14 protein-coding genes and 1 other RNA gene are annotated in these 15283 nt (G+C 65.3%); 8 read left to right on the forward strand and 7 right to left on the reverse strand.

The window, feature by feature from the left end:
* Positions 1-6 precede the first annotated feature (6 nt).
* The 7 genes from LPB260_RS23515 to LPB260_RS23545 all read left to right on the forward strand — a co-directional run bounded on the left by LPB260_RS23515 (position 7) and on the right by LPB260_RS23545 (position 4074).
* Positions 7-225 carry a DNA-binding protein gene (locus LPB260_RS23515; RefSeq protein ID WP_208708268.1) on the forward strand — a complete coding sequence of 73 codons (219 nt, stop codon included), beginning with the start codon at positions 7-9 and terminating at the stop codon, positions 223-225.
* Positions 222-386 (forward strand): Arc family DNA-binding protein, encoded by a 165-nt coding sequence (locus LPB260_RS23520; protein WP_208708269.1) that lies wholly within the window; start codon positions 222-224, stop codon positions 384-386. The genes LPB260_RS23515 and LPB260_RS23520 overlap by 4 nt, the downstream gene beginning before the upstream one ends.
* The gene (locus LPB260_RS23525; RefSeq protein ID WP_208708270.1) at positions 383-598 is read left to right on the forward strand and encodes a hypothetical protein; all 216 of its coding nucleotides are present in this window, start codon (positions 383-385) and stop codon (positions 596-598) included. Before LPB260_RS23520 ends, LPB260_RS23525 begins: the two co-directional genes overlap by 4 nt.
* Positions 591-938 (forward strand): hypothetical protein, encoded by a 348-nt coding sequence (locus tag LPB260_RS23530; RefSeq protein ID WP_208708271.1) that lies wholly within the window; start codon positions 591-593, stop codon positions 936-938. The genes LPB260_RS23525 and LPB260_RS23530 overlap by 8 nt, the downstream gene beginning before the upstream one ends.
* Positions 931-1320: a hypothetical protein gene (locus LPB260_RS23535; protein ID WP_208708272.1), complete on the forward strand. Its 390-nt coding sequence runs from the start codon at positions 931-933 to the stop codon at positions 1318-1320. Before LPB260_RS23530 ends, LPB260_RS23535 begins: the two co-directional genes overlap by 8 nt.
* A 445-nt stretch (positions 1321-1765) precedes the next feature.
* On the forward strand, positions 1766-3049 hold the full coding sequence (locus LPB260_RS23540) for a hypothetical protein (RefSeq protein ID WP_208708273.1): 1284 nt from the start codon (positions 1766-1768) through the stop codon (positions 3047-3049).
* Positions 3046-4074 (forward strand): tyrosine-type recombinase/integrase, encoded by a 1029-nt coding sequence (locus LPB260_RS23545; RefSeq protein ID WP_208708274.1) that lies wholly within the window; start codon positions 3046-3048, stop codon positions 4072-4074. The genes LPB260_RS23540 and LPB260_RS23545 overlap by 4 nt, the downstream gene beginning before the upstream one ends.
* 39 nt (positions 4075-4113) lie before the next feature.
* Here the strand turns inward: LPB260_RS23545 and ssrA are convergent.
* Positions 4114-4470: a transfer-messenger RNA gene (gene ssrA, locus LPB260_RS23550) on the reverse strand.
* Between the two features lie 148 nt (positions 4471-4618).
* Here ssrA and LPB260_RS23555 point away from each other — a divergent pair.
* Positions 4619-7150, forward strand: a complete 2532-nt coding sequence (locus LPB260_RS23555; protein ID WP_208708275.1) for an ATP-binding protein — start codon at positions 4619-4621, stop codon at positions 7148-7150.
* Between the two features lie 58 nt (positions 7151-7208).
* On the opposite strand, the gene LPB260_RS23560 is transcribed toward LPB260_RS23555, so the two are convergent.
* The 6 genes from LPB260_RS23560 to LPB260_RS23585 all read right to left on the reverse strand — a co-directional run bounded on the left by LPB260_RS23560 (position 7209) and on the right by LPB260_RS23585 (position 15277).
* Entirely contained in the window at positions 7209-7454 is a 246-nt protein-coding gene (locus LPB260_RS23560; RefSeq protein WP_208708276.1) for a hypothetical protein, read from the reverse strand.
* A gap of 146 nt (positions 7455-7600) precedes the next feature.
* A complete protein-coding gene (locus tag LPB260_RS23565) occupies positions 7601-10408 on the reverse strand; it encodes an FAD-binding and (Fe-S)-binding domain-containing protein (RefSeq protein WP_208708277.1) in 2808 nt (935 codons plus the stop codon).
* Positions 10405-11076, reverse strand: a complete 672-nt coding sequence (locus tag LPB260_RS23570; protein ID WP_208708278.1) for a lactate utilization protein C — start codon at positions 11074-11076, stop codon at positions 10405-10407. Before LPB260_RS23570 ends, LPB260_RS23565 begins: the two co-directional genes overlap by 4 nt.
* Positions 11077-11179: 103 nt before the next feature.
* Positions 11180-12640, reverse strand: a complete 1461-nt coding sequence (locus LPB260_RS23575) for a LutB/LldF family L-lactate oxidation iron-sulfur protein (protein WP_208708279.1) — start codon at positions 12638-12640, stop codon at positions 11180-11182.
* Positions 12637-13461: a (Fe-S)-binding protein gene (locus tag LPB260_RS23580; RefSeq protein ID WP_208708280.1), complete on the reverse strand. Its 825-nt coding sequence runs from the start codon at positions 13459-13461 to the stop codon at positions 12637-12639. The genes LPB260_RS23575 and LPB260_RS23580 overlap by 4 nt, the downstream gene beginning before the upstream one ends.
* 121 nt (positions 13462-13582) lie before the next feature.
* Positions 13583-15277, reverse strand: a complete 1695-nt coding sequence (locus tag LPB260_RS23585) for an L-lactate permease (protein WP_208708281.1) — start codon at positions 15275-15277, stop codon at positions 13583-13585.
* Positions 15278-15283: the final 6 nt, after the last annotated feature.

Consider the following 15283-nt stretch of genomic DNA (forward strand, 5'->3'; position numbering starts at 1 on the left):
AAGCTTATGGATACGGAAGGTCTCGACCCGCAAAAGCTGCACGGCGCCCCGCCCTTGATGCCGTGGCAGAAGTTCGCCGAGTGGATCGGCATGGGTAATGAACCCATCGTGGTTCGCACTTGGGTGGAACGGAACTACCTGCCTTCGCAGAAGGTGGGCAAACGCACCATGGTCAACGTTGCCCTGCTGACCCAGCAGCTGCTTGAGCAGGAGTGGACGCTGTGAGCCGAACTGACCCGCAATTCAAGCTGCGCGTGCCGCCCAAGCTGCGCTCCAAGATCGAACAGTCCGCCTTCGCGGCCCGCCGTTCGATGAATTCGGAAGTCGTCATTCGCCTGGAAGCGAGCTATGCCCAGGAGAAAACTGCCAAGGAGGGCAACCAATGAGCACCACTGACGAAAGCCTGGACCTCTGTAGCGTCATCACCTTCGCCGAGATGAGCGGCATATCGGTTGAAGAGGCCATCGACTGGGTGGACAACGGCACCATTCCCAGCCTGCGCTTGGCGGACTTTCGCATGGTCAATCTCGCTCGCCTGCGCGCGGACCTGGAGAAGGGCAAGACCGAGTTCAAGGAAGGAGATTACGCCCATGTCTAGCCTGGCTCCCTCGTTCGATCCGATCACCGCTATCAGCTACATCGGCCGAACTGTCCTCGTCGAACTGTGCTGGGACGACGACAACGAAATGCTCTGGCGCTGCTACCACGTGATTGGCGTCGTATTACCGGTGCCGGGCGTATTTGAAGACGGCTACTTCCTCACCGTGCCCTTCGGCGGTAGCGACGACTTCCCGGTCGAAATCTACTTCGACAGCATCAATACCATCCGGGCCATTCGCGACCGTAGCGCAGCCAGCAAGGTGCTGGGCAGCCTGCCACTGCCTCATCTGATCCAGAGCCAAGTCGGACCCAAGGAAGGAGAGCGCCGCCATGCGTAAGCCTCGTATCGCAATCGATGCCGCCAAGGCCCTGAGCTATGTCGGCCAGACCGTCTTGATCGAAATGGCCTGGGATGCTGAGCCGGAGTCCTTCTGGCAATGCACGCACATCGTTGGCGTTCTCCTGCCCACGGCGGACATGAAAGGCTCGCCGTATTTCTTGGGCGTGGAGCTCAGTTCCAGCACGCGCACTCCCAACGAAATCTACTTCGACGATATTTGCACTATCAGGGCTATGCGGTACCGCGACCGGCAGGGTTCCGGCAACGTACTGGGCCGCATGACTCTGACCCATTCGGAAGGGTCAGGGGCCGCGCTCCCGGCTCATCGTGACGGCTGTTTTGTCGCGATGAACGGAAGCACGGGCGAAGCGCACCCTTGACCCCGCGCCATGATGAGCAGCCTGACCGCGGGAGAGTGGGGCAGCTTCACCGCCCCGCGCTCCCGAGCCCTCGGCGGCAAGAGCGGGATGACAAGGGCAGAGCCCTTGGTGTGCATAGCTTCTGCCCACCACCCGCGCCAAGCCACTGCTTGCCTTGCTGATCCTTCCCGCCTGCTGCATCTGCCGGTCGTGCCGGATGCTCGTCCAGTCCTGCTCGGGCTCCTTCTGCTACTGACCCTCGCCGCGCCCTGGAGTGAACCAGTGGCCAGCCATAAACCGGAAAAACCTCAATTGAGTGGTTGGCCCTACGACGCGGCGGCCTGCGCACGCGAAAGCGCGGCTCGGTTCAGAGCGCCCTCGCGCGCGCAGGCCGCCGCGCGACGTCCCTGTAACACGTCAGATAAAAGCCAAGAAACTTCCGCATTAATCGGCAATAGGTGAAGAAATGACAAAAGCAATTGACCATATGCGTTTGGATGCTTTGACCGCAGTGGAAGACAAACGCGGTCGCTTGTTTGTCGATCCGGGTAACTACACGTTCACCGACCTGTCGAAGGTCCGCCTGCTGCGCTGTGGCGTCGATACGGTGCGTCAGCTGTACCGGGGCATGATCCGCCCGGAAGTGATGGCGCTGTTCGAGACTCCGGGCGTCATGGTCGACTTCGCCGGCCAGCGCTGGCACTCGGGACGAGTAGGGCGCGACTCGGGCTACCAGTACAAGCTGCAAAACGCTGACTTGGGCCTGATTCTGCTCATCAAGAACTTCAACGCCAAGATCGACAGCATCGGCCCGCACCTGAAAATCGAGGTGTCACCGCATGCCATCGACGCGCTGTCGCCGGAGCGGCTGCAAGAGCACCTGGATCACTACGCCGACGCCGTGTTGACCCACCTGGAAATCAACCAGTGTGCGGTCCATCTGGCGTTGGACCTGCAAGGCTGGACGCCTCCCAGCGACCTGGTGGCGCGCATGCACTGCAAGGCCCGTACACACCGGGATATTTCCGGCATCAATGAGATTTCCTGGGCGAGCAAGTCCAGTGTCTACGGCCGGGGCGAAACCTCGATGTTCGGTTCGGCTGCTGGCGTACAGCTGGCCATCTACAACAAGACCGAACAGGCCCGCGCCACCGACAAGCTCGACTACTGGGAAAGCGTCTGGAAACGGCGCGATAGCTTCGACGCAGCGGACTCGGACAACTACGACCCGACGCAAGACGTGTGGCGGGTGGAGCTGCGCTATCACCACTCGATAATCCAGCAGTTCGCTAGCGGCTCAATTGACGTGAAGACGGGTGAGGCCATCGACACCCGGTCGTTTGCCGCATTCTCGGGCCATCTGGACGGCCTGTGGCGTTATGGCCTGGGTCAATTCAAGCTGCTAGTCCGTCCCGGTCATTTTGAGCCTATCTGGACCCTGATTCGTGAAGATGTGCGGGTCGATCTGCCGGTGGACTCCCTGCTGGATCAGACCGAATACAAGCGCTACTACAAGACCTCGCGGGGCTTCTCGGGCAAGAACGTGGAGCTGTTCCTGGGAAACTTCGTAAGCCTGCTGGCAAGGGAGCGGGTGGGCGCAAAAAAGGCGTTCTCCACCCTAAAACAATGGGACTGTTGGCCCGTTATACGGGATCACTACGCGGCCAAGGAAAAGACTGAGCGGGACATCTACCGGCACATCAAAGACCTGTTGGAAGAACGGCAGGTCAGGTGGGGCAGGGCGGTATGACAGTAAAGAAGCGCCCTGATGGCCGTTGGCTTGCAGATGTTCAGCCAATCCGTGGTCAGCGTTTCCGTAAGCTGTTCTCGACCAAGGCGGAAGCCCTGCGCTACGAACAGTACATCATCACCAACAAGGCGGCCGACCCTGCCTGGAACCCCAAGGCCAAGGATCGGCGTCGACTTTCGGAGCTGGTTGGGCTCTGGTTCGACCTGCATGGTCACATGCTCAAGGATGGCGAGCGAAGAAAGGCCAAGCTCGACGCCCTGTGCGTGCGCCTGCGTGACCCCATCGCGATGAAGCTCGACCCGGCCAGCTATGCCCATGACCGCCGCTTGCGCGCTGAGTCAGGCATCACGCCCAAGACGTTGAACAACGAACTGGGCTACATCCGTGCCGTGTTCAATGAGCTGCGAGGCTTGGGTCAGATCGACTATGCCAACCCGCTGGAGCTGATGAAGCTCTACAGGATTGAGGAACGGGAACTGTCCTGGCTGACCCAGGAACAGATAGCCCATCTGCTGACTGCCATTCGTGAAGGCTGCGACAACCCGCACGTCGAACCTATAGTGCTGCTCTGTCTGGCCACTGGTGCTCGATGGTCGGAAGCGGAAGGACTCATGCCGGCGCGATTGCGGAACGGCGCTGTCACGTACAGCAAAACCAAGTCGAGCAAGGTTAGGACGGTGCCAATTTCGGCAGAGCTGGAAACGTTGATCCGCAACCACTGGAAGCAGCATGGCCCCTTCACTGGGGCGATAACGTCATTCCGGCGTGCATTGAAGCGGTCAGGCATCGAGCTGCCCAAAGGGCAGGCCAGCCACGCGCTGCGCCACACCTTCGCCAGCCACTTCATGCAGAAGGGCGGCAACATCCTCACGTTGCAGAAAATTCTGGGGCACTCGAGCTTGGCCATGACGATGCGCTATGCACACCTTGCGCCCGAGCATCTGGTCGAGGCGGTCAAGCTGAGCCCGTTGGCAGGTGTGACACTTTCGGGACAGTTGATGCCCCTAGAAAGCAAAAACCCTTGAAAATCTCTAGGATTATCAAGGGTTTAGGCTGTTTTCATTTGGTGGAGCCGGGGGATTTGAACCCCCGTCCGCCAGTTCTCCGCTATCGGTTCTACATGCTTAGCCATCTCTATTGAGTTAACTCATCGCGGCCCGAGTGGCAGGGCGCTTTGAGCGAGCTGTATGAGTTTTAGCCGTTACGTCTACAGCGAACTTGGCGGCGATCCTGTTCTATATGACTGACCAAATCTTCGGGTTTACAGGCATCCCCTAGGGTCAGCTAGCGGCACTTAGGCGGCTAGAGCGTAGTTGTCGTCGTTGGCAACTATAAGTTTGCAGCAGCGAATTTACGAGTTCTGCTACCAGCTCGGCATGCCCCTCAAGTTTTGCTACCGGCGTCGAATCCTAATCGGCCCCAAAACTGTCATGGGTGAAGCTAGGCCGAAGTGTACGGCATCGGCTGCCTGGCGTCGACCTTGCAATCTCGGCGCGGACGCCGGGCGCGGAGTGCGGCTATGATTAGACACCTGAGCTGCAGTCATGTCTTTGGGACGAGACCTTTTCTATGTCGCGCACGTCGCGTTACCCCCTGCGTCAGTGGATCTGGCGCGCCTTTGTACAGAGTGCGTTGATTCCGCTGATTCTCGTCGAGTCGGTGCTGATTACCGTCTACCTGCTGAGTAACGCGGCGATTCGCGATGCGCAGATCGGCTATCTGCAGCGCAGCGCGCTGGGCGATTTGTCGGCGGCGGTGGCTCGTGAGGGGCAGGTGATCGACAGCCGCCTGCGTGCCGTCGAGGCGCAGGTGCAGATTTTCCGCGACGCGACGCTGCAGGCACTGCAGAACACCGAGTTCCAGCCCGATCAGCTGGAGCGCCAGCGCCATGCCGCCACCCCCAGCGGGGTGTACTACACGCGCAGCGACGATGGTCGCGCGGCATCCTTCTACGCCAACAGCACGCCGCCCGAGCGTCAGGACCGTGCCAAGGCGCTGCGTCTGTCGCAGGTCGATCCGCTGATGCGTTCGATCCGCGCGGCCAATCCGCTGGTAGCGGCGGTCTACTTCAACAGCTGGGACAGCTACAACCGCATCTACCCGTTCTTCATGACTCCCGAGCAGTATCCCCACGACATGGTGATACCCGATTACAACTTCTATTACCTGGCCGACGCCAAGCACAACCCGCAGCGCAAGGTGGCCTGGACCGATGTCTACCTGGATCCGGCCGGGCTCGGCTGGATGATGTCTGCCGTCGCCCCGGTGTACCGCGATGACTTCCTCGAGGGCGTTGTCGGCCTGGATATCACCGTCGGCCAGATGCTCACGGAGATCGGTGAGCTGGATGTACCCTGGCAGGGCTATGCCATGCTGGTCAGCCGCGACCACAACATCATGGCCCTGCCGCAGGCCGGCGAGCGCGATTTCGGCCTGCGCGAGCTGACCGAGTACTCCTATGCCGAGGCGGTGCGCCGCGAGGTGCTCAAGCCGGAAGATTTCCGCCTGGACAAGTACGCCGATATGCAGCCCCTGCTGCAGGCCATGGCGGCCGGGCAGGGCAATGTGCAGGAGGTCCAGCTGGGCGGGCGCAATCGCCTGGTGGCCTGGAGCGAGATTCCACAAACCGGCTGGCGTCTGCTGCTGGTGGTGGACGAGGAGCAGATCTTCAGCGAAACCAATCGTCTGGCCGAACGCTACCTGCAGATCGGCTACCTGCTGATCGCCGGTCTGGCGCTGTTCTATCTGCTGTTCTTCGCCTGGATGTGGATGCGCTCGCGGCAGCTGAGCGACCAGCTGGCGCAACCCATCGCCGGTATCGGCGGCATGATGCGGCGGATCGGTCAGGGGGATTTCCATCCCAGCGCGCCGACCAGCCAGATCGCCGAGCTGACCTCCATGGCGCAGGCGGTGCAGCACACCGGCGAGCAGTTGCAGGCGAGCGAGACCGAGCGCCGCGAGGCCCAGCGGATTCTCGACCTGGTGCTGGAGAGCACCACGGAGAGCCTGTGGGAGGTGGACTCGCCGAATGCCACCATCAAGCTCAGTGGCCGCTTCCTCAAACGCTTCGGCCTGGCCCGGGAGTGCATGAGCCTGAGCGAGTTCAACCAGCGCATGCACCCCAATGATCTGGAGCGCATTCGCCACCTGCGCGAACAGTTCGTCACCAGCGGCGAGGACCAGTTCGAGGCCGAGTACCGCTATGCCGACGCGCGCGGCGAGTACGCCTGGCTGCTCAGCCGCGGCAAGGTGCTCGAGCGCGATGCGGCCGGCCGCGTGCTGCGCATCGCCGGCACCCATGTCGATATCACCCGGCTCAAACAGGCCCAGGAGGAGCTGCGCCGCGCCAGTCTGGAGGCCCAGGCGGCCAGCCAGGCGAAGAGCCGTTTCCTCTCGAGCATGAGCCACGAGCTGCGTACGCCGCTGAACGCGATCTATGGCTTCGGCCAGTTGATCGAGATGGAGGCGCAGGACAAGCCCGACGCCCAGCAGGAGGCGGACTACGCGCGGGAGATCGTCAACGCCAGTCGTCACCTGACTTCCCTGGTCGACGATATCCTCGACCTGTCGAGTATCGAGAGTCGCCGTCAGCAGCTGCAGCTGCAACCGGTCGCGATCGGCGAGCTGCTCGCCAGCTGTGCCGAGCTGGTGCAGCCGGAAGTGCAGCAGCGGCACCTGCAGCTGGAGGTGCAGGCGGAGCTCGAGGCGCCGCTCTATGTGCAGGCGGACCTGCGCCGTGTACGCCAGGTGATGCTCAACCTGCTGTCCAACGCCATCAAGTACAACAGCCCCCGGGGCGTCATCCGCATGGGCTATGAGCTGCTCCCTGGCGGCGTGCGCCTGTGGGTCGAGGACAATGGTTCGGGGCTGACCGAGGAGCAGCAGGCCCAGCTGTTCCAGCCGTTCCAGCGTCTCGGTCGGGAGAACTCCAGTACCCCCGGCACCGGCATCGGCCTGGTGCTGTGCCGCGAGCTGGCCAGCCTGATGGGCGGCGAAATGGGCTTCGAGAGCCGCGCCGGGCATGGCAGTCGATTCTGGATCGACCTGCCCAGCGCCGCTGCGCCCCAGACGACAGTTCAGCCCGCCGCTAGCGAGGATTGAGCGGCACCTGAGGGCCGTTCACGGCTCGCCAGGGCACATCGCCCTGGCGAGCAGGCTGTTACTCGCTGGCTTCGAGCAGTTGCAGCGCCTCGCCGAGGACCTGCACGGATTGGCCGTGGTCGCCGCTCTTGTGCAGAGCCTCGCCCTCGGCACGGAGCTTCTGTACCTGCGCCAGCACCGCCGCATCGCTGGGCGGGTTGCTGGCCAGCATGGCATCTATCTTGGCCATGTCCGCCGGGCAGTGTGCGGCCCAGAGCGGGACGCTGAGCAGGGCGGCGGCGAGGAAAACGGCTAGGCGGCGCATGGCATCGCTCCTTCAGGGGGGGATTTTTCAGTATAGAAAGCAGCGGGCGGGGCCAATGGCCGCCGGTCCGCTTTCTGCCGGCAGAGGTGTGAGCCGGCGCGGGCTTGAGCCCGCGCCAGCTGCCCGCTGCGGCCGCGGGCAGTGCGTCAGACTCTAGGCCGGGAGACCCGATCGACCAGGTAGACCAGGCCGTGGTAGTCGATGCCGGCATGCTGGCTCAGGCCGATCTCGCAGGTGCGGCTGGTGGACAGCCCCTCGCTGCAGTGCTGCACCGCATCCTGCAGCGTGCGCAGCGCATGGGCGTTGAGCTCCGGGGTGGTGAAGCCCTTGTCGCCGGCGAAGCCGCAGCAGTGGATGCCCTCGGGGACAATCACCTCGCGGGCGCAGCGGCGGGCGATGTCGATCAGTCCCTGGGCCTCGCCCAGGTGCTGGGTGCTGCAGGTCACGTGTACCGCCACGGGCTGCTGCTGCGGGGTGATCTGCAATCTATCCAGGAGTTTCTCGCGGATGAACTTCACCGGGTCGAACAGCTTGAGCCGTGGGTCCAGGCCGTCCTGTAGCAGGCGCAGGGTGCAGGGGCTGGTGTCGCAGTAGACCGGGTCCAGGCCGCCGCGGCTGGCCTCGAGCAGCGTGTCGAGCAGTTCCTGGCGCTTGCGTTCGGCCTGTTCGGCATAGCCCTTGGAGGCGAAGGGCTGGCCGCAGCACAGGTTGTCCTGGCCCTCCGGAAAGACGACCTGGAAGCCGGCCTTTTCCAGCAGGGCGCGGGTCTTGTCGATCAGCGGCATCTGCTCCCGGTCGGCGAATGCCGGGCCCATGACCCGTGAGACGCAGGCGGCCAGGTAGACCACCCGCGGTCGCGCGTCGTCGGTCGCCGCGCCGATGCGGATCTGCTGCACGGCCTGGGGCATGGCGCTGCTCCACTGCGGTAGGCGCTGGCCCGAGGCCGTGTGCAGGCCGCTCGAGACTTTCGTCAGCAGCGGCGCGCCGAGCAGCCGGCGGGCGCCGTCGGCGGCGCGCAGAGTCAGGCGCGCGGCGCTGAGGGTGGCGGCGAAATGCGTGGCCAGCCAGTTGGCGCGCCTCTGTTGGCTGGCGTCGCGACCGCGCAGCTTGCGCACCAGGTCGCCGGTGTTGATGCCCACCGGGCAGCGCTGGGCGCACAGGCCGGTGGCGGCGCAGGTGTCGAGGCCCTGGTACTGGTAGCGGCGCTCGAGCTCGCGGGTGTCTTCGCCGCGCCGCTGCCTGGCCTGGATGTCGCGCCAGATGACGATGCGCTGGCGCGGGCTCAGGGTCAGCTCCTTGGACGGGCAGACCGGCTCGCAGAAGCCGCACTCGATGCACTTGTCGACCAGCTCGTCGGCGGCCGGCAGCGGCTTGAGGTGTTTCAGGTGGATCTGCGGGTCTTCGCTGAGCACCACGTCCGGGTTGAGGATGCCCAGGGGGTCGAGCAGGCGCTTGATCCGCCACATCAGCTGGTAGGCGTCCGTGCCCCACTCCAGCTCGACGAAGGGCGCCATGTTGCGTCCGGTGCCGTGCTCGGCCTTGAGCGAGCCGCCGAACTCCACCGCCACCAGCTGCGCCACCTCGTCCATGAAGGCCTGGTAGCGCGCCACCTGCTCGGGGCTGTCGAAACCCTGGGTGAAGACGAAGTGCAGGTTGCCCTCCAGGGCATGGCCGAAGATGATCGCCTCGTCGTAGCCGTGCTTGTCGAACAGCGCCAGCAGGCGGTTGACGCCCTCGGCCAGTTGCTCGACCGGGAAGGTGACGTCCTCGATGATCACCGTGGTGCCGGTCTCGCGCACCGCGCCGACGGCGGGGAAGGTGTCCTTGCGGATCTTCCACAGCTGGTTGTAGACCGCCGGGTCCTCGCTGAAGTCGACCCGCTTCTCCAGCGTAAAGTCGGCGAGCGAGTCCATGATCTGCGCCAGCTGTTCGTGCAGCAGGCTCTGGCTGGCCGCCCGCGCCTCGATCAGCAGGGCGCAGGCGCCGGCCGACAGGCCCCTGACCCATTCGGGCATGCCCGGCTTGTTCTCGACCGAGCGCAGGCTGCGGCGGTCCAGCAGTTCCACCGCCGACACCGGCTGGCTTTTCAGCACGCTGACCGCGCGACAGCAACTGTCCACGTCGGGGAATACCAGCAGGGCGCTGGCCTTGTGCGGATGGTCCGGCACGGTGTGGTAGGTCACCGAGCTGATGAAGCCCAGGGTGCCCTCGGAGCCGACCAGCAGGTGGCTGAGGATGTCCAGCGGCTGGTCGAAGTCGACCAGGGCGTTGAGCGACAGCCCGGTGGTGTTCTTCAAGCGGTACTTGTGGCGAATGCGCGCGGCCAGCTCGGAGTCGGCGCGGGTCTGCCGGCCGAGGCGGGCGAGCTGCTCGAGCAGCTCGCCATGACGGGCCTGGAAGGCGGCGACGCTGGCGGCGTCCTCGGTGTCCAGCACGCTGCCGTCGGCCAGCACCAGGCGCATGCCGGCCAGGGTGTGGTAGCTGTTCTGCGCGGTGCCGCAGCACATGCCACTGGCGTTGTTGGCGACGATGCCGCCGATCTTGCAAGCGTTGATCGAGGCCGGGTCCGGGCCGATCTTGCGCTGCCAGGGCGCCAGCGCGACGTTGGCCTGGGCGCCGATGACCCCCGGTTGCAGGCGGATCTGCGCGCCCTGGTTGCGCACCTCGCGGCCGTTCCAGTTGTCACCCAGGACGATCAGCAACGAGTCGCTGATGGCCTGGCCGGACAGGCTGGTGCCGGCGGCGCGGAAGGTCACCGGCACGCGCTCGGCGCTGGCCAGCTGGAGCAGCTGCACCACTTCCTCCTCGGACTCGACGCGCACGACCAGCTTTGGGATAAGGCGGTAGAAGCTGGCGTCGGTGCCGAAGGCCAGGGTCGACAGCGGGTCGTCGAAGCGCCGCTGGCGCGGGATCAGGCGTTCGACCTGCTGGAGAAAAGTCGCCGGCAGACTCATGCATCCTCCAGGATCAGTACGATCAGATCCTTCGGGCCGTGGGCGCCATAGGCCAGCACCTGTTCGATGTCGGCGGTCTTCGACGGCCCGGACACCAGCAGGGCGTTGGTCGGCATGCCGGTGGCCCAGCCCATTTCCCGCTGCACCTGGTAGAGGTTGTCCCGCACCTGGCTGGCCTTGAGCAGGGCGATGTGCAGCGGCGGTACCAGGCTCATTAGGCGCGGTTCCTCGCGGCTTGGCCAGAGGATCAGGCTGCCGGTGGAGGCGATGGCGCCGAGGGTGCCGGTCAGGCTGGCCGGGGTGTCGTCGAACAGCTCGGCCTTCCACTGCTCGATGGGCCGGTCGTAGGCCTTGAGCGCGAGTGGGCTGCCACTCTGCTGGCAGTGCTCGGCGAGCTGCTGGCCATGCACGGTGCCCGGGGCGATCAGCAGGCTGGCGATGCCGCGCTCGGCCAGCAGGCGCTCGACCAGCGCCGGCCACTCGGCCTGGCGGCACAGGTGGGTCTCGGTATGCACCGCCTCCATCAGCTGGCGCAGGCGCGGGATGCGCTGTTCGGCCGGGTAGCTCCAGGGCTGGGTCACCAGCGCCTCGTCGAAGTCGTCGGCGAGCGGCGTGGTGCCTTCCAGGCTGCGCTTGAGCTTGGCGAGGATATTGGCTTTGGCGCTCATGCTGATGCTCCCGTATATGCAGCAACGGTAGGGTGCGCCGAGCGCACCTCGGGCGTTCCGGTGATGGTGCGCGTGGCGCACCCTCCGGTGATTCGAGCACTCATCATTTGCCCTCCAGGTGCTGACGGGCCAGTTCATGCAGCGAGCGCTTGGCCGGAACCGGTGCGCTGTGGTGCTCGGTCCAGGGGCCGAGCTTGCTCGGCGTCAGGCCGCCCAGGCGGGTGGCCAGGAAGCTGAACAGGCGGTACAGCAGCGGCGTGGTGTAGAGCGTGCGCCAGGTTTTCCAGGCCAGGCGTTCGCCCGCCGAGTACTTGCTGCCCTGGCCGCGCATGACCCGCTGCGGGTCGTCGGGTTTTTTCACGTTCTCTTCGCGCAGGCGCCGCAGCAGCGAGGGGATGGGGATCTTCACAGGGCAGACCTCGCCGCAGGCGCCGCACAGCGACGAGGCGCTGGGGTGCTCGGGGACCTTGTTCAGGCCGACCAGGTGGGGGGTGATGATCTTGCCGATCGGCCCAGGATAGACCTCGCCGTAGGCGTGGCCGCCAATGCGCGTGTACACCGGGCAATGGTTCATGCAGGCGCCGCAGCGGATGCAGTTCAGGGTCTGGCGCAGTTCGCTGTCGGCGAAGGCCTGGCTGCGGCCGTTGTCCAGCAGCACCAGGTGGACTTCCTCGGGGCCGTCCAATTCGTCGGCCTGGCGCGGAGCGGAGATCATGTTGACGTAGGTGGTGATCGGCTGGCCCAGGGCCGAGCGGGTCAGCAGCGACAGCAGCGGCACGGTGTCGCGCAGGTTCTCCACCACCTTCTCGATACCGGTCACGGCGATGTGCACCCGGGGCACGGTGGTGCTCATGCGGCCGTTGCCTTCGTTCTCCACCAGCAGCAGGGTGCCGGTCTCGGCTACCGCGAAGTTGACCCCGGACACGCCGATGTCGGCCTCGAAGAACTTCCGGCGCAGGGTGCGCCGGCCGATCTGAATGAGTTGGTCGACGTCCTTGGTGTATTCCACGCCAAGTTTGTCGTGGAACAAGGACGCGACCTGACCGGCATTCTTGTGGATCGCCGGCATAATGATATGAGAAGGCTTCTCGTGGTCGAGCTGGACGATGTACTCGCCCATGTCCGATTCCAGGCATTCAATGCCCTGGCCTTCGAGGAAATGGTTCATCTCCATTTCCTCGCTGACCATCGATTTGCCCTTGATCACTTGTCGCGCCTCGTGAGCGCGGGCGATCTGCAGGACGATGGCGTTGGCCTCGTCCACCGTTTCCGCCCAGTGCACCTTCACACCGTTGCGAATCAGGTTCCGTTCCAGTTGCTCGAGCAGCTCGGGCAGCTTGGATAGTGCGCGGGCGCGAATCTGGTTGCCCAGGGCGCGCAGCCGCTCGCGTTCGTCGGCATCGCTGAAGGCGCTGGCGCGCTTGGCCATCAGCGAATCCATGGCGGTGCGGAAGTTCTTGCGCAGCTGGGCATCGCCCAGCGCGTCATGGGCGCGCTGTTTGAAGCCCGGTGCGACGGATTCGTCACCCAATTGCACGCTGGGAATGCGTTGCTCGCCGTTCATCGCTCGCTCCTCGTGCGCTGCCAGAGGAAACTGGCCAGGTGCTGGCCGCGCAGGGCGGCGCGCTGCTTCTCCAGGGCACCGTTGATGTTCATCAGGCAGCCGCAGTCGGCGCTGACCACCTGGGCGGCACCGGAGTCCTGCAGGGCGCGGGTCTTGTCCGCGACCATCGCCCCGGAGATGTCCGGCATGCGCACGCTGAAGGTGCCGCCGAAGCCGCAGCACTCGCTCTCGTGGTCGTGCTCGACGCGCTCCACCTGGCTCAGTTGCGCCAGCAGGGCGCGGCCGTGCAGGTGGGTGTTCATCTCCCGGCGCGCGCTGCAGGAGGTGTGCAGGGCCACCTTGGTCGGCGTGCCCTGGTCCTGCAGCTGCACCTTGCATACATGGAGGAGAAACTCGGCCAGTTCATAGGTGCGCTCGGCCAGGGCCTGGAGACGGGCGTGCAGGTCGGGCTCGTCCTTGAACAGCTCGGCATAGTGCTCGCGCAGCATGCCGGCGCAGGAGCCGGACGGCACCACCACCGGCCAGTCCTCGCGGAACAGCTGCAGCTGCCGGCGCGCCACCTCGCGCGCCTCCGCGGTGTAGCCGGAGGTATAGGCCGGCTGGCCGCAGCAGCCCTGGTCCTGGGGGAAGTGCACGCGGATGCCCTCGCGCTCCAGCAGGTGGATCGCGTCCATCCCCGCTTCCGGGAAGAACAGGTCGACCACGCAGGTGCCGAACAGGTAGACCTGCTCGGGCTTGTGCGGCGGATACTGGCGCGGTTGCGGCAGGGGCGGCGCGACGCGGGTGGCGTTGGGCGCGGCGTTGTGGAACAGCTGGCTCATGGTTGTGCGCTCCGGGTGGGCCCGGTGGTCCGCAGAACCCGGCGGCGATATCGGCGCCGGGTTCTGCGGGTTGTGGATACGGCCGCGCCGCGGGTCAGCGGGGCGCGGATTCAAGCGTGCTTCAGCGGGCCACCAGCGGGTCGCTGATGCCCAGCAGGTAGATCGCGATGAGGGCGATCAGCCCGGTGAACAGCACGTAGTACAGGGTAGGCCAGACGGTCTTGCGCAGGGTGCTGCCCTCGCGGCCGAGCAGGCCGACCGTGGCCGAGGCGGCGACCACGTTGTGGATCGCCACCATGTTGCCGGCTGCCGCGCCGATGGCCTGCACCGCGACGATCAGCGCCCCGGAGATCCCCAGGCTGTGCGCGACGCCGTACTGGAACTGGCTGAGCATCATGTTGCTGACGGTATTGGAGCCGGCGATGAAGGCACCCAGGGCGCCGACGCTGGGCGCCAGCAGCGGGTAGACACCGCCGACGCTGTCGGCCACGTAGCGGGCCATGGCGATCGGCATGCTCGGAAGGTCGGCGGCGTTGACCCCGGAGTTGATCAGGATGCGCACCATGGGCACGGTGAACAGCAGGACGAAGCCGGCGCCGAGCAGGACCTTACTCGATTCGCCGATCGCGGCGGTCAGTTCGCGCAGCTTCATGCGGTGCAGGAAGAAGGTCGCCAGCACCACCGTCACCAGGATGCCGCCGGGCAGGTACAGCGGCATGAAGTCGGCCTTGATGCCGCTCTCGCCGAGGATGTCGGGGAATACCAGTAGCACCGACTTCAGCGCCGCGCTGACGTCCGGGAAGACCCGGCTGATGACCAGCAGGGCGCCGACCAGCACGTAGGGGAACCAGGCGCGCAGGCTGCTCATCGGCTTGGCGCTCAGCGCGTCCAGCTTCATCTCCACGCTGCCCAGCCACTCGCTCGGCCAGTCCTGCGCCGGGGCGAAGTCCCAGGTCTTCTTGGGCACCAGGAAGCCCACGCGGGCGGCACAGGTGACGATGGCCAGGCCGATCAGGCCGCCCGCCAGGGACGGGAACTCGGGGCCGAGGAATACGCCGGTAGCCATGTAGGGCAGGGTGAAGGCCAGGCCGGCGAAGAGGGCGAACGGCAGCACCTCGAAGCCGGCCTTCCAGCTTTTCTGCTGGCCGAAGAAGCGCGTCAGCATCAGCACCATGATCAGCGGCATCAGGGTGCCGACCAGGGCGTGGATGATCGCCACGTTGCTGGTTATCAGCTGCAGGAAAATCTCCCAGCTGGAGCCCTGGGCGCTCAGTTGCGCACCCAGGGCGGCGCTGTCCAGGCCGCTGTTGATGCCGATGATGATCGGCGTGCCGACCGCACCGAAGGACACCGGCGTGCTCTGCACCAGCATGCCGAGCATCACCGCGGCCATGGCCGGGAAGCCGATGGCTACCAGCAGGGGCGCGGCGATCGCCGCCGGCGTGCCGAAGCCCGAGGCGCCCTCAATGAAGCAGCCGAACAACCAGGCAATGATGATCGCCTGGATGCGACGGTCCGGGCTGATGGTGGCGAATCCGGCGCGGATCTTGGTGATCCCGCCGGAATGCTTGAGGGTGTTGAGCAGCAGAATCGCGCCGAAGATGATCCACAGCACGCCGGCGGTGATTACCAGGCCTTGCACGGTGGAGGCGAGTACGCGGTTGAGGCTCATGTCCCAGGCGTACAGGGCGATGCCCGCCGTGAGCAGGTAGACCAGCGGCATGGCGCGTTTGGCGGGCCAGCGCAGGCCGATCAGCAGGATGGCGGCGAGCAGGATGGGGGAGAAGGCGAGTAGTGCGAGCAGACCGGATGACATGGCGGG

It is taken from the genome of Pseudomonas sp. LPB0260 (genome assembly GCF_013388395.1).

Excerpts from the sequence above, each read along its gene's own strand:
- LPB260_RS23580 (WP_208708280.1), bottom strand. The coding sequence starts at position 13,461 with ATGAGCCAGCTGTTCCACAACGCCGCGCCCAACGCCACCCGCGTCGCG.
- LPB260_RS23585 (WP_208708281.1), bottom strand. The coding sequence starts at position 15,277 with ATGTCATCCGGTCTGCTCGCACTACTCGCCTTCTCCCCCATCCTGCTC.
- LPB260_RS23565 (WP_208708277.1), bottom strand. The coding sequence starts at position 10,408 with ATGAGTCTGCCGGCGACTTTTCTCCAGCAGGTCGAACGCCTGATCCCG.
- LPB260_RS23540 (WP_208708273.1), top strand. The coding sequence starts at position 1,766 with ATGACAAAAGCAATTGACCATATGCGTTTGGATGCTTTGACCGCAGTG.
- LPB260_RS23555 (WP_208708275.1), top strand. The coding sequence starts at position 4,619 with ATGTCGCGCACGTCGCGTTACCCCCTGCGTCAGTGGATCTGGCGCGCC.
- LPB260_RS23575 (WP_208708279.1), bottom strand. The coding sequence starts at position 12,640 with ATGAACGGCGAGCAACGCATTCCCAGCGTGCAATTGGGTGACGAATCC.
- LPB260_RS23545 (WP_208708274.1), top strand. The coding sequence starts at position 3,046 with ATGACAGTAAAGAAGCGCCCTGATGGCCGTTGGCTTGCAGATGTTCAG.
- LPB260_RS23535 (WP_208708272.1), top strand. The coding sequence starts at position 931 with ATGCGTAAGCCTCGTATCGCAATCGATGCCGCCAAGGCCCTGAGCTAT.
- LPB260_RS23525 (WP_208708270.1), top strand. The coding sequence starts at position 383 with ATGAGCACCACTGACGAAAGCCTGGACCTCTGTAGCGTCATCACCTTC.
- LPB260_RS23570 (WP_208708278.1), bottom strand. The coding sequence starts at position 11,076 with ATGAGCGCCAAAGCCAATATCCTCGCCAAGCTCAAGCGCAGCCTGGAA.
- LPB260_RS23515 (WP_208708268.1), top strand. The coding sequence starts at position 7 with ATGGATACGGAAGGTCTCGACCCGCAAAAGCTGCACGGCGCCCCGCCC.
- LPB260_RS23560 (WP_208708276.1), bottom strand. The coding sequence starts at position 7,454 with ATGCGCCGCCTAGCCGTTTTCCTCGCCGCCGCCCTGCTCAGCGTCCCG.
- LPB260_RS23530 (WP_208708271.1), top strand. The coding sequence starts at position 591 with ATGTCTAGCCTGGCTCCCTCGTTCGATCCGATCACCGCTATCAGCTAC.